This is a genomic window from Streptomyces sp. NPDC024017 (genome assembly GCF_040638895.1).
Taxonomy (GTDB): Bacteria; Actinomycetota; Actinomycetes; order Streptomycetales; family Streptomycetaceae; genus Streptomyces.
On sequence record NZ_JBEZYZ010000004.1, the window covers coordinates 582,350 to 594,797 of the forward strand.

Consider the following 12,448-nt stretch of genomic DNA (forward strand, 5'->3'; position numbering starts at 1 on the left):
CCATGGAGATCCGTCCGCTGCGGCGGCAAGAGCTCCAGCTCGACAACCAACTGCGCGCCCAGCGTCTGATGCCGTGGCCCTTACTGAACGCCCCCTTCGAGGGGTCGTGGTGCGTCGCGCCGCCCGGGGTGTCCTCGGGGGCCCACGGGCACCACGAGTACGAGATCTGGATCGCGTTGCGGGGAACCGCGGAGATCCTCACGGAGGGGAGCCGCGTGCCGTTCTCGGCCGGCGACGTCATCCACTTCACCCCCGAGACGGTCCATCAGTTGGTGAACACCTCGGACGAGGACTTCGAGATGTACGCCATCTGGTGGGACGCCGACCTCGTGGCGGGCTTCGCCGACCGGCACACCGCCGCTCACTCGGCCGTCGAGGCGGGGAGCGAACGGACATGACCGCACGCCCGCGCATCATCATCCCGGCCACGCCGACCCCCAACGGGGACCTGCACGTCGGCCACATCGCGGGGCCTTACCTCGCCGCCGACATCTACGCACGGTGGCTGCGCGCGCAGGGCGAGCGGGTGACCCTCACCACCGTGACGGACGACAGCCAAAGCTACGTCGTCACCACTGCGGCCCGGCGGGACGTCACCCCCGAGCGGCTGTGCGCGGAGTCGACCGCCGCGATCGAGCGGTCTTTCGCCGCACTGGGCATCGAGCTGACCTCGCCCGGTGATCGGGCTCTGCCGCCGGTCGACGACCGCTACCGGGCCGCGGTCACCGACTTCGTCGCGGCGCTGCGCGCATCGGGCCGACTGCGCCTGCGCACACTGCGGCTGCCCTACGCCGAGGAGAGCGGCCTGTATCTCTACGACGGCCTCCTCAGCGGCCGTTGTCCCAGCTGCGAGGCGGCCAGCGCGGGAGGGGTGTGCGAGGACTGCGGCCATCCGAACAACTTCGACCAACTCCTCGAACCGCGCTACTCGCTGCGGCCGCAGGAGCCGGTCTCCTTCCGCGAACAGAGCATTCTCGTGCTGCCCATGGAGGAGTACCGCGCCGAGCTGGAGGAGCGGTTCGCGGCCACCGCCGAACGCTGGCGTCCGCACCCGCTGCAGGTCGTGCGCGAGTTGCTGGCCCGTCCGCTGCCGGAGATCCCGGTGACCTTTCCCGGTAGCTGGGGGGTGCCGGCGCCGTTCGAGGATCTCGCCGGGCAGATCGTGTATCCGTGGGTCGAGGCCATGCCGGCCTCGATGTACGCGACCTGGTGGGCCAACGGCGCTCCGGCGGACGAGCCGTACGACGCGTTCTGGCGGTCCGGGCGCGGCGCGGAGCTCGTGTTCTTCCACGGTTTCGACAACGTGTATCACTGGGCTGTCATGGACCTGGCATTGCTGCTGGCGCACGGAGATCGCTATGTGCGCCCGAGCGCGAGCGTCTGCAACGAGTTCTACGAGCTGGAGCACGCCAAGTTCTCCACCAGCCGCAACCATCTGATCAACGCGGGCGACCTGGTGGCCGACTGCCCCCGGGACGTCGCCCGATTCCATCTGGCACTGACCTGCCCGGAGCGGGAGCGGACCAACTTCGACCCGGCCGAACTGGCGGCGGGCCGGCTCACCGGGCCCTGGAACGCACTGGCTGGCCTCCTCGACACCGTTCTGGCCGGACGAGACCCGCAGGAGCCGGTGCCGGTCACGGACGCGGGCCGCCGCGACAGCGAGGCGTTCGCGGACGTCATGCGCGAATGCTTCGAGCTGGAGACCTTCAGCCTGGCCCGCGCCGCCGCTCTCCTCCTGGCCCGCACCGAGGAACTGCGGGACGACACCACGGCCGTGGCCCGGCCCGGCGACTTCATGCTCGGGGTGCGCACCCTGCTGGCCTGGGCCGCGCCGATCATGGTGGACACCGCCGCCCTGGCCGCCGCGGACGGTGTCGACCTCAGCCTGTCGGCCGCGCGGTTCGAGAAGGTCACCCCCTTCCGCCTGCCCCGGCTCACCGAGGCGGTCCAGGCCGCCGCCTGACGTCCCGGCGCGGCCGACACTGCGTCCGGCGACATCTGTGTGTTCGACCACGAGGCATGGAGAACGTCGTGAAGTTGCTGACCATTGAGACGGTCCAGTACCTCTCCTACTACATCTCGCGCTACCAGCAGGTCGAGTCCCACGGCTTCGACCTCTACGTCCTCAACGGCGAGGGCACCCCCGACTTCTGGCCCGAAGACCGTTACCGGCTGGCCGGGAGCCGCGACATCGGCCGGATCCTCGAAGTGGCCCGGGAATGGCACAAGACCGAGCAGTTCGACGGTGTCATCACCTTCTCGGAGTCCGCCGTCATCACCGCCGCGGCTGTAGCCGAGGAACTGGGGCTGCCCGGCATCGGGGTGGAGGCCGCCAAGGCGAGCCGGAACAAATACCTGATGCGGCTGGCCCACGAGCGCGCCGGGGCTCCGCACCCGCCCTTCCGCTACGTGGCGACGCTGGAGCAGGCGCAGGCGGCCGCACAGGAGTTCGGCTACCCCGTGATCCTCAAACCGACCATGGGCGCAGGCAGCCACTATGTGTTCCGGATCGACGGCCCGGAGGAGATGGCGGAGCGCTTCGCCCAGGCTTCCGAGGGCATCGGCTCCCTGTTCTGGGCCCACTCCGAGGTCACCGGCCTGGACCTGGGCCCGCAGGGGCTGCTCGTGGAGTCCTTCCTGGACGGCGCCGAATACCTCATGGAGGCCCTGGCCTGGGACGACGAGGTCTACCTCGGCTCGGTGGTGGACCGGATCACCGAGGAGGGCGCGACCTACGACGACGACATCCACCACGCTCCGACAGCGTTGAGCGAGGCCGACCTGAAAGCCGTGCACGACGTCGTGCGGGCGGGTATGCGGGCGCAGGGGCTGCGGCGCAGCGTCGCCCACGCCGAGGTCCGCTTCCACCAGGGCAAACCGTACGTGCTGGAGATCGCGGCCCGGGTCGGTGGCGGCGGACTCGACGAGATCGCCAGGCTGACCGCCGACTACGACCCGATCCGGGCGGTCGCGGACATCGGCCTCGGCGTCAAACCCGAGGTCCGGCACTACGACCCCACCGGCGTGCACATCACCTCGATGTGCCTGATCTGCGACGCCGGGGTGGTGCGCCGGATCGATGTGCCCAAGGACGTCAGTGCCTCGGAGCGGGCCTTCCTGCTGAAGATCACCGCCAGGCCGGGAGACCTGATCCGGCGCCCGCCCGACGGCAACACCATCTTCGGCTTCCTCGGCACCACCGGCGACTCGCTCGAGGACGCCCGCCGAACGATGCACGACTACGCCCGGCGCATCACCGTCGAACTGGAGCCGAAATGATCGACTACGACGGCAGGAGGTTCCGGCCGGTCGGCGCGGACGACGGGGAGAACGGCCGGATGGCCGTCTACCACCAGCACGGTGACCTTCTCTGGGGCGAGTTCTCGGGTGGGGATGCGCGACGGGGCACCCTGACCGGCGTCTGCGCCGAGAGCGGTGAGATCGAGTTCGCGTACTGCGTCGTCCTCGCCGACGGCTCTGTGGTTTCCGGTCACTGCCGCTCGGTCCCGGAAGTGCTCGACGACGGCCGGATCCGGCTCGCCGAGACCTGGGAGCGCTTCGGCCGGCACGCCGACCGGGGCACCGGCCGACTGGAGGAGATCCCCGCCGCGTCGCCGAACGACACCGCCACCGCACCGCACCACAACGCCGGACTGCCCGAAGAAGGACGTACACCATGACGGAGACGACCACCGGGTCCGCCCGGCAGGACGGCCGCAAGCCCAAGCGGGGCGGGACCGTGACCTGGGCGTGCGCGCCCGGGTTCCCGCCGGCCGTCATCTTCCCGTTCACCCCGGCCGAACGGATGGGCACGCGGAACGTCCTGGAGTTCCAGGCGCTGATGTACAGCACGCTGTACTACTTCGGCAGCAGCGGACAGCCCGAGGTCGACTACGCCCGCAGCATCGCCGAACCGGCGCAGTGGAGCGACGACGGCCTCACCGTCACCGTCCGCGTCAAGCCCTGGAAGTGGTCCAACGGCGAGACCCTGTGCGCGGACAACGTGCTGTTCTGGGTCAACCTGATGAAGGTCAAGGGGGACCGGTACGGCGAGTACGTCCCCGGCTACTTCCCCGACAACCTCACCGACTACGGCAAGCGGTCGGAGGACACGGTCTACTTCACCTTCGACAAGGCATACTCCCAGCGCTGGGTGCTGATGAACCAGCTCAGCACCATCACACCGCTTCCGAAGGCATGGGACCGCACCGCTGAGGGCCCGGCCAACGCGTCAGGCGACCCGGCCGACGTCGAGGCCGTCTACGCGTACCTGATGGCCGAGCAGGGCGACATCCTCGACGAGGGGAACGCGGCACGCACCCGCTGGCCCGACAGCCCGATCTGGTCGGTCGTCAGCGGACCGTGGCGGCTGAAGAGTTACACCCTCGAAGGGGTCGTCACCTTCGTCCCCAACGAGCACCATTCCGGGCCCAACAAGCCCTATCTCGACGAGTTCCGCCAGATCCCGACCTTCTCCGACGAAGAGCAGTACGAGATGCTCCAGAAGGGCCCGCGCGGTGAAGGCGCCATCCAGGTGGGGTACCTGCCGCTCAGCTTCGCCACGGAGCCGGCCGAGAGCCCGGACAAGGGCGGCCCCAACCCGCTGGACCACTACAGGCTCGTACCGCAGACCGCGTACTGCATCCGCTACATCTCGCTCAACTACAACAACCCCACGGTCCGGGGAAAGCTCTTCGCCCAGCCCTATCTCCGCCAGGCCGTCCAGCTGTGCCTGGACCAGGACTCGGCGGTACGCGACATCTACCAGGGCTACGCCTACCGGCAGAACGGGCCGGTCCCCATGTTCCCCAAGACCGACCTGGTCTCTCCCGGGCAGCGCGAGGGCGCCTGGCCACTGCCCTTCGATCCGGACCGGGCCCGGCAACTGCTGGAGGCCAACGGCTGGGACACCAGCGTCACTCCGGCCGTCTGCGTCCGCCCGGGCACCGGACCCGGTGAGGCGGGCGAGGGCATCCCCGCGGGTACGCCGCTCACCTTCCTGCTCCGCTATGTCGAGGGCCGGCCCGCGCTGACCCGGCTGATGCAGCAGCTGCGTGCGGACGCCGCCAAGGCCGGGATCGACGTCCGGCTGGAGGAGGTCTACGGATCGGTGCTGGTGGCCGAGGACGCGCCCTGCGAGGCCGGCCCCGACTGCCTGTGGGAGGCGTGCTGCTGGAACGGCGGCTGGGTCTTCCACCAGCCCACCGGCGAGATCCTGTTCAGCACCGGCGCCGGCGGCAACTTCGGCCACTGGTCGGACGCCCGCGCCGACGAACTCATCGCCAAGACGGTGACCACCGACGACATCCAGGCCCTCTACGAGTACCAGGACTACATCGCGGAGCAGGTCCCTGTGATCTTCACACCCAACTTTCCGATCCGGCTCTTCGAGGTCTCCGAGGACCTGTACGGCTTCGAGCCGATCAACCCCTTCGGCATGATCGCTCCCGAGAACTGGCACTACCTTGAGGACTGAGACGGCCGCGGCGGTCGCCCCCGTCGCACCCCTGGGTCACACAGCGCTGTTGGTGCTGCTCGTGCAACTCGCTGTGCTGCTGGCGCTGGCACTGCTACTCGGACGGCTGGCGACCCGCCTGGGCTGGCCCGCGGTGGTGGGAGAACTGTGCGCCGGGGTGCTCCTCGGCCCGTCCGTACTCGCGCCGCTCGCACCCTCATTGTCCGGCTGGCTCTTCCCGCAACAGGCCGAGCAGGTTCATCTGCTCGATGCGGTGGGGCAGTTCGGCGTGCTGCTGCTGGTCGGGATCAGCGGACTGCATCTCGACCTCGCCATGATCCGCAGACACGGTGCGACAGCCGCCCGGATCAGTCTTTTCGGTCTCGTCGTACCGTTGGGTCTCGGACTGGGCCTGGGCCTGGTGCTGCCCGGCTCTCTGCTGGCCGAGTCCGGTGACCGTACGGTCTTCGCGCTCTTCCTGGGCGTGGCGATGTGCGTCAGCGCCATCCCGGTGATCGCCAAGACGCTGATGGACATGCATCTGCTGCACCGGAACATCGGGCAGTTGACACTGGCGGCGGGCATGATCGACGACGCGGTGGGCTGGCTGCTGGTGTCCGTGGTGACGGCCATGGCCACCACCGGGGTGACGGCCGGGACGGTGTTGTCGTCGGTGGCCGCGCTCGTGGGGGTCGTGCTGCTGGCGGCGCTGTTCGCCCGCTGGCCCGTGCCCGCGCTCTACCGTCGTGCCGGGCGGGCGGACGGCGCGGGGGCGGCCATCACCCTCACGGTGGTGCTGGTGCTGCTGTCCGCCGCGGGCACCCATGCCCTGGGGCTGGAGCCGCTCTTCGGCGCGTTCCTGTGCGGCGTGGCCATATCGACGGCGGGCGGGGGCGGCGTGGTGCTGCTCGCGCCGCTTCGGGCGGTCGTCCTCGGAGTGCTCGCACCGATCTTCCTCGCGTCGGCGGGCCTGCGGATGGACCTGACCACCCTGGCCCGACCCGAGGTGGCGGCCCTCGGCGTCTCGGTCCTGGCCGTGGCCATCCTGGGCAAGTTCGCCGGGGCCTACCTCGGCGCCCGCACCAGCAGGCTCAGCGGCTGGGAGGCGCTCGCCCTGGGGGCCGGCATGAACGCCCGCGGAGTGGTCGAGGTGGTGCTCGCCATGGTCGGGCTTCGACTGGGCGTGCTCACCACCGCCACCTACACCGTCGTCGTCCTCGTCGCGGTGGTGACCTCGGTGATGGCCCCGCCCGTCATCAAGTTCGCGATGGCTCGTATCGAACCGACCCCTGAAGAAGAACGCAGACGGCGCTCGCACCTCGGCGACGGCCCGCGGCGAGACACAGCCGACCTGACAAGTGAAGGCAGGACTCAGTGAACAGCCAACCGATCGCCTTCGGCATCGTGTCCTACGGGTACGCCTTCGGGGACGACTGCGACGTCGTCGCCGAAGCCGTCGAGGAGTTCGTCGACGACCCGGAGCGGGTCTACCGCTGGGGCTACAAGCGCTTCCACCGCGCCCCGGAAGGCATGACGGGGACCCAACTCGCGGCACGGGCCGCCCGGATGGCCCTCGACCGGGCCGGTCTGGCCCCGGACGACGTCGACCAGTTGATCCTGGCGGTCTCCGATGTGCCCGACTACCTCAACTGGGACGCGAGCGCCGCGCTGGCGCGGGAGCTGAAGATCCATCTGAAGCCCACCCTGCTGCTCAGCGAGGGCTGCGTCAGCGGGGTGACCGGCTTCGCGAACGCGGCGGGTCTGTTCGCCATTCACCCGGAACTGACGAACGTCCTGTTCGTCGCGGTGAACCGGGTGAGCGAGTACCACCGCAACCGCATGAAGGTGAACAACTCCATCCACAGCGACGGTGCCTCCGCCGTCGTCCTGCGCCGTGGCCACGACGAGGGCCGGTGGCTCGCCACCGAACAGTTCACCGACCCGGAGGTGGCCGACTGGTTCCGCACCGACTACGGCGGCTCGGTGGCCCCTGTCGCGCCCGAGGGGTGGACGGTCCGCGACCACACCAACGGCCTGGAGCGCGTACAGGAACACTTCCGGGACAATCCGGCGGGGCTGCGCGACTTCGTGCAGGCCCTCAACCGCCGGCTCGTCGAGGTGGTGGACCGGGCGTGCGACCGGGCCGGGGTGAAGCGCGAGAACATCGCCAAGGTGGTCCATCTCAACGACAACCAGGGCTCGTTCGAGGAGATCGCCGAGGAGTTCGCCATCCCCGTGGACCGCACCAACGCGGCGATGGCCGCCCTGCACGGGCACATGGGCGCTGCCGACCACGTCGCCACGGTCGCGATGATGACCGAGACGGGCGAGCTCGTCCAGGGCGACGTGGTGGCCATGATCGGCATCTCGATCGGCATGCGCTGGTACTGCACCCTGGTGAGGATCTGATGGCCGAGCTGATCGACGCCCTGCGCAAAGCCGTCTCCGCCGGGCATGCGCCCCCGGCCGATGTACGTCTGGCGCTGGCCGGGACCGACGACCCCGCCCTGCTGCGCAAGGCCGGACGGACCCTGGCCGCTCTGGCCGACCCCGCGGGGGAGCTGCGGCCGGTGCGCCTGTCCGTGGTGGCCGACTGCACCGTCGGACCGTTCGAGGCGTTGCTCCGGTCCCGCCTGGTGGGAGCCGGAGCACTACCGGAGATCACGGCCGCCCCGTACGGGTCCTTCGAGATCACCCTGGCCACCGGTGGTTTCGACGCGGCGTCCGATCTGGTCGCCTGCGTACTGGACGAGTCCTGGTTCCTGCCGGCCGAACTGGACTTCGCCGAGCCGCAGTCGGCGGCCGGACATCTGGAGGACCGGCTGAGGCAGCTGCGGGAGCTGGTGACGGTGGCGCTGTCCACCACCAACGCCACGCTGGTGCTCCACACGGTGCCGTTGCCCGGGCACATCCGGGACACCATGGTCAGCCTCCGGGACCGCACCGCGCTGACGCGGCTGTGGTATCGGCTCAACACAGGCCTGCTGGAGCTGGCGGAGGAGTTCGGCCAGGTCCAGGTGATCGACCTGGTGGGCCTGTTGGGCGATGCCGGAGTGCGGGCCCGCGACGAGCGCCTGCATGCATACGCCGATCTGCCCTATACCGATGGAGCGCTGCTCCTTCTCGCCGACGGGGTCCGCCGGGTGGCGCAGGCACGGCTGGGGCTCTCCCGCAAGGTGCTCGCCATCGACCTGGACAACACCCTGTGGGGCGGAGTTCTGGGCGAGGTCGGTGCGGAGGGAGTAGCCCTCGGCGGTCTGTATCCCGGCAAGAGCTACCAACAGCTCCAGCGGACCGTCCGCGCCCTGCGGGACCAAGGCGTCATCCTTGTCCTCGCCAGCAAGAACGACCTCGAACCGGTGGAACGGGCGCTCTCCGACCACCCCGAAGCTCTGCTGCGGCCGGAGGCGTTCTCGGTCAGCATGGTCAACTGGGACTCCAAGGCGGGCAACCTGCGCCAGGCCGCCGACACACTGGGGCTGAGCACCCAGTCGATGGTCTTCATGGACGACTCGGCGTTCGAACGGGGCGAGGTCGCCGCGCGGTTGCCCGAAGTCGCACTGGTCGACGCGAGTGGGGAACCCGCGCAGCTGGTGACATCGCTCGTGCGGGGCGGCTGGTTCGACGTCCTGGAGCTGACGGGCACCGACCTCAAGCGCCCGGAGCTGTACCGGGCGCGAGGGCTGCGTAAAGACTTCTCGGGCGGGTTCGCCTCGCCCGAGGAATACCTGTCGGCACTCGACCTGAAGGTCGTGATCGAGCCCGTCACCCCGTTCGGCGTCGCTCGGGCGGCTCAACTCGCCGCCCGGACCAATCAGTTCAATCTGACCGGAGTCCGTTTCGACGAGGCGTCGACGCGAGCCATGCAGACCGACCCCACCCGCCTTGTCGCGGTTGTCTCGGTCTCCGACCGGTTCGGGGACGAGGGGATCGTCGGTGCGGTGTGGGTGGACCGGTCGACGGAGACGTGGCACGTGCTCAACCTGGTCCTCAGTTGCCGGGTCCTGGGCCGTGGTGTCGAGTTCGCTGTGGCCGGCTGGGTGGCCAGGCAGGCCGAGCAGGCCGGTGCCACCGGGCTCACCGGCGCGTTCGTGCCGTCGCCGAAGAACAGCGTGGCGGCGGGTTTCTGGGAGAAGGCCGGCTTCGAGGCCCGCGAGGACGGGCTGTTCGTATTCGCTCCTGGTCGGGACCCCGATCCCACCCCGTCCTGGATCCCCACCGAGAGCGGCCCGGCATCCGAAGCCACCGCCCACGTACCGCCCACAGGGAGTTGACATGAGCGAAACCGTCGAGGAGATCGGCGAGATCGTTGTGGCCGTCATCGGCGACGTCCTCGCGTGCAGCCCGCAGGACCTGAGGGATCAGCCCGTCCTGGCCGCCTACGACTGGGACAGCATCACCTCGCTGGAAGCGCTGGCCCAACTGGAGAGCGGCTTCAAGGTGAAGCTCGAACTGCGGGACTTCCACGCGGCCAGGACAACGGACGAGATGACCGCACTGATCGCCAAGGCCCTGGACCGCTGAGCCGGGCTACGGCCCGAAAGCGACCGGACAGAGATGGAGAGACGGAACGTGAGTCTGCTCGAGGTACGGACGTTCACCGTACAGCCCGGCCGACGGGAGGAGTTCGACCGGATCAGCCGCGAGAGCACGATCCCGATGATGCGCCGCTGGGGCATCGACGTGGTGTCCTACGGCCCCGCGCTCAACGACGAGGACGGCTATGCCCTGCTGCGGGTGTTCGCCTCCGAGGAGGAGCGCGTCGGTGTGCAGGAGCGGTTCTACGCCAGCGAGGAGTGGACCGAGAACTACGAGAAGCCGGTCATGGAGCTGATCGCCGACTATCGCACGGCGGTACTTGCGCTCGACGCGGCCACGCGTGAACGCCTCGGCAGGTGACCCACCACGACATGCTGGAACTACATCGAGGAGGAAGCATCCCATGCTGACTGACACGGACCTGCCAGCCGCCGCCGCGAAGCCGACACCGAGTCGGGCGGCTATCCCGCGCCGGCTCCTGATGTGCGCGCCCCGCTTCTTCGACGTCACCTACTCCATCAATCCGTGGATGAACCCCAGCAAGCCCTCCGACGGGTCCCTGGCTCTGCTCCAGTGGGAGCGGCTGCGCGAGGTGTATATCGGGCTGGGGCACACGGTGGAGCTGATCGACCCGCTGCCGGGCCTGCCCGACATGGTGTTCGCGGCGAACGGGGCGACGGTCGTCGACGGCAAGGTGTTCGGCGCCCGCTTCCGCCACATGGAACGGACAGCTGAGGGACCTGCCTATCTGGAGTGGTTCTTGCGCAACGGTTTCGAGGAGGTGCTGTGGCCCGAGGCCGTCAACGAGGGTGAGGGCGACTTCCTGCCGGCAGGCCGCCGCATCCTGGCCGGGACGGGCTTCCGCTCCGACCCCCGGTCCCACAGCGAGGCGCAGGAGTTCTTCGGTCTGCCCGTGACCGGTCTGACCCTGGTGGACCCGAACTTCTACCACCTGGACACAGCCCTGGCCGTCCTGTCGCCGGACGAGGTCATGTACCACCCCGACGCCTTCTCGCCCGGCAGCCTGTCGGTCCTGCGCGAGATGTTCCCGGGGGCCATCGAGGTGGCGAAGGCGGACGCGGACGTGTTCGGGCTGAACGCGTTCTCCGACGGTTACAACGTGGTGCTGCCGCAGGCGGCGACGGGCTTGGCCGAGACGCTGAAGGACCGAGGTTTCAACCCCATCGGGGTTGATGTCACCGAGCTGCTCAAGGCGGGCGGTAGCGTCAAGTGCTGCACGCTGGAACTCCGTCAGGGGCAGGGCTGAGAACAGGGGCGGAAGGACGGGGACGATGGCCACGGCGCAGGACGTCCGGACACTGGCGCTCACCCTGCCTCGCACGGAGGAAGCGCTGGTACGTGATCAGGTCAAGTTCCGGGTCGGCCGGCTCGTCTACGTGGCGCTGTCCCGGGACGAGCAGTCCATGGGGTTCGCGTTTCCACGGGAGGAACGCGTCGAGCTGATCGCCTCGGAGCCGGAGAGGTACTTCATGCCGGTGCCCTCCGACGAGCGGTACAACTGGGTCCGCGTGTGGCTGGCACCGCTGGACGAGGACGAACTGACCGAACTCGTGGTCGGCGCCTGGGCGATGGTCGTACCCAAACGGCTCTCGGCGGACCGCCTGGCCCAGCTGGGAGCACGGACGGTTCGGCGGGACGAGCCCGGCGCGCCCGTGAACGAGGATGGTGCGGCAGATGACTGACGGCGACGGCGCAGAGGTGTACGACCAAGCGAGCCTGGACGCCCGTCAGGCCGCCGAGGGACGCCGGTACCTGGAGTTCCTCCGGGTCCCCGCCATGAGCGCCGGGATGTACGCGCTGCAGGCGGGGGCCGAAGATCCCCAGCAGCCGCACGCGGAGGACGAGCTGTACCACGTCGTCACCGGTCGCGCGGTGCTGCGGATCGGTGAGAAGGACCATCCGGTGACAGTCGGCTCGGTCTGCTTCGTGCCGGCGCGCGTACCGCATCGCTTCCACTCCATCACCGAGGACCTGCGCGTGCTCGTCGTCTTCGCGCCGAGTGAGACCCCCGAGCCGTGATCCGCGGCGATGGCCGGTGAGGCGCGTTCAAGTGGCGAGCCGCCGCGCTTGAACGCCTCGCCCATCGCGTGAACATTGCCGAAGGACAGCACGGCTGATTCGCTGTCGAACACTGCGGTACCGATTTCTCCGCTGCTTCCCGAAGACGAAAGCTGGGAGTGATGTGCATGCCTACCGAGAACCGCTGGCGTATTTCCGTGGATCGTGATTTCTGCATCGGCTCCGGAGTCTGTATGGGAGACCGGCCCGACCGCTTCACTTTGCGGAACGGCCAGTCGCAGCCGATCGACGCGGAAATCGACGCGGACGACGAGGTGTTGGCCGTCGCAGATTCCTGCCCGCGGGAGGCGATCCGCATCGTAGAGGTGTCCACGGGCAACGTACTGGCCCCGGTGGATTGAGAGGATTTCA

Annotated in this window: 14 protein-coding genes; all 14 read left to right on the forward strand. The window is 69.2% G+C overall.

What is annotated here, in order from left to right; genetic code table 11:
- The first annotated feature begins 2 nt into the window (after nucleotides 1-2).
- The 14 genes from AB0G20_RS14000 to AB0G20_RS14065 all read left to right on the forward strand — a co-directional run bounded on the left by AB0G20_RS14000 (nucleotide 3) and on the right by AB0G20_RS14065 (nucleotide 12,438).
- The gene (locus AB0G20_RS14000) at nucleotides 3-398 is read left to right on the forward strand and encodes a cupin domain-containing protein (RefSeq protein WP_361300756.1); all 396 of its coding nucleotides are present in this window, start codon (nucleotides 3-5) and stop codon (nucleotides 396-398) included.
- Nucleotides 395-1,966 carry a class I tRNA ligase family protein gene (locus AB0G20_RS14005; protein WP_361300759.1) on the forward strand — a complete coding sequence of 524 codons (1,572 nt, stop codon included), beginning with the start codon at nucleotides 395-397 and terminating at the stop codon, nucleotides 1,964-1,966. Before AB0G20_RS14000 ends, AB0G20_RS14005 begins: the two co-directional genes overlap by 4 nt.
- Nucleotides 1,967-2,034: 68 nt before the next feature.
- Entirely contained in the window at nucleotides 2,035-3,282 is a 1,248-nt protein-coding gene (locus AB0G20_RS14010; RefSeq protein WP_361300762.1) for an ATP-grasp domain-containing protein, read from the forward strand.
- Nucleotides 3,279-3,683, forward strand: coding sequence for a hypothetical protein (locus AB0G20_RS14015; protein ID WP_361300765.1), 405 nt, complete (start codon nucleotides 3,279-3,281; stop codon nucleotides 3,681-3,683). Before AB0G20_RS14010 ends, AB0G20_RS14015 begins: the two co-directional genes overlap by 4 nt.
- Nucleotides 3,680-5,479 (forward strand): ABC transporter substrate-binding protein, encoded by a 1,800-nt coding sequence (locus tag AB0G20_RS14020; RefSeq protein ID WP_361300768.1) that lies wholly within the window; start codon nucleotides 3,680-3,682, stop codon nucleotides 5,477-5,479. Before AB0G20_RS14015 ends, AB0G20_RS14020 begins: the two co-directional genes overlap by 4 nt.
- Complete coding sequence (locus tag AB0G20_RS14025) at nucleotides 5,469-6,836, forward strand: cation:proton antiporter (protein ID WP_361300771.1); 1,368 nt, start codon at nucleotides 5,469-5,471, stop codon at nucleotides 6,834-6,836. Before AB0G20_RS14020 ends, AB0G20_RS14025 begins: the two co-directional genes overlap by 11 nt.
- Nucleotides 6,833-7,867, forward strand: coding sequence for a 3-oxoacyl-[acyl-carrier-protein] synthase III C-terminal domain-containing protein (locus tag AB0G20_RS14030; protein ID WP_361300774.1), 1,035 nt, complete (start codon nucleotides 6,833-6,835; stop codon nucleotides 7,865-7,867). The genes AB0G20_RS14025 and AB0G20_RS14030 overlap by 4 nt, the downstream gene beginning before the upstream one ends.
- On the forward strand, nucleotides 7,867-9,732 hold the full coding sequence (locus AB0G20_RS14035) for an HAD-IIIC family phosphatase (RefSeq protein WP_361300777.1): 1,866 nt from the start codon (nucleotides 7,867-7,869) through the stop codon (nucleotides 9,730-9,732). Before AB0G20_RS14030 ends, AB0G20_RS14035 begins: the two co-directional genes overlap by 1 nt.
- 1 nt (nucleotide 9,733) lies before the next feature.
- Nucleotides 9,734-9,982, forward strand: coding sequence for an acyl carrier protein (locus tag AB0G20_RS14040; RefSeq protein WP_361300780.1), 249 nt, complete (start codon nucleotides 9,734-9,736; stop codon nucleotides 9,980-9,982).
- A gap of 48 nt (nucleotides 9,983-10,030) precedes the next feature.
- Nucleotides 10,031-10,357, forward strand: coding sequence for an NIPSNAP family protein (locus AB0G20_RS14045; protein ID WP_361300783.1), 327 nt, complete (start codon nucleotides 10,031-10,033; stop codon nucleotides 10,355-10,357).
- 43 nt (nucleotides 10,358-10,400) lie between these two features.
- Nucleotides 10,401-11,264, forward strand: a complete 864-nt coding sequence (gene ddaH / locus AB0G20_RS14050) for a dimethylargininase (protein WP_361300786.1) — start codon at nucleotides 10,401-10,403, stop codon at nucleotides 11,262-11,264.
- A 25-nt stretch (nucleotides 11,265-11,289) separates the two neighbouring features.
- On the forward strand, nucleotides 11,290-11,700 hold the full coding sequence (locus AB0G20_RS14055) for an MmcQ/YjbR family DNA-binding protein (protein WP_361300789.1): 411 nt from the start codon (nucleotides 11,290-11,292) through the stop codon (nucleotides 11,698-11,700).
- Nucleotides 11,693-12,037 carry a cupin domain-containing protein gene (locus tag AB0G20_RS14060; protein ID WP_361300792.1) on the forward strand — a complete coding sequence of 115 codons (345 nt, stop codon included), beginning with the start codon at nucleotides 11,693-11,695 and terminating at the stop codon, nucleotides 12,035-12,037. The genes AB0G20_RS14055 and AB0G20_RS14060 overlap by 8 nt, the downstream gene beginning before the upstream one ends.
- A gap of 167 nt (nucleotides 12,038-12,204) precedes the next feature.
- Entirely contained in the window at nucleotides 12,205-12,438 is a 234-nt protein-coding gene (locus tag AB0G20_RS14065; RefSeq protein WP_361300795.1) for a ferredoxin, read from the forward strand.
- Nucleotides 12,439-12,448 lie beyond the last annotated feature (10 nt).

Bases quoted from the DNA above. Each gene is read 5' to 3' on its own strand.
- AB0G20_RS14000 (WP_361300756.1), top strand. From the start codon at position 3: ATGGAGATCCGTCCGCTGCGGCGGCAAGAGCTCCAGCTCGACAACCAA.
- AB0G20_RS14005 (WP_361300759.1), top strand. From the start codon at position 395: ATGACCGCACGCCCGCGCATCATCATCCCGGCCACGCCGACCCCCAAC.
- AB0G20_RS14015 (WP_361300765.1), top strand. From the start codon at position 3,279: ATGATCGACTACGACGGCAGGAGGTTCCGGCCGGTCGGCGCGGACGAC.
- AB0G20_RS14020 (WP_361300768.1), top strand. From the start codon at position 3,680: ATGACGGAGACGACCACCGGGTCCGCCCGGCAGGACGGCCGCAAGCCC.
- AB0G20_RS14035 (WP_361300777.1), top strand. From the start codon at position 7,867: ATGGCCGAGCTGATCGACGCCCTGCGCAAAGCCGTCTCCGCCGGGCAT.
- AB0G20_RS14040 (WP_361300780.1), top strand. From the start codon at position 9,734: ATGAGCGAAACCGTCGAGGAGATCGGCGAGATCGTTGTGGCCGTCATC.
- ddaH (WP_361300786.1), top strand. From the start codon at position 10,401: ATGCTGACTGACACGGACCTGCCAGCCGCCGCCGCGAAGCCGACACCG.
- AB0G20_RS14055 (WP_361300789.1), top strand. From the start codon at position 11,290: ATGGCCACGGCGCAGGACGTCCGGACACTGGCGCTCACCCTGCCTCGC.
- AB0G20_RS14060 (WP_361300792.1), top strand. From the start codon at position 11,693: ATGACTGACGGCGACGGCGCAGAGGTGTACGACCAAGCGAGCCTGGAC.
- AB0G20_RS14065 (WP_361300795.1), top strand. From the start codon at position 12,205: ATGCCTACCGAGAACCGCTGGCGTATTTCCGTGGATCGTGATTTCTGC.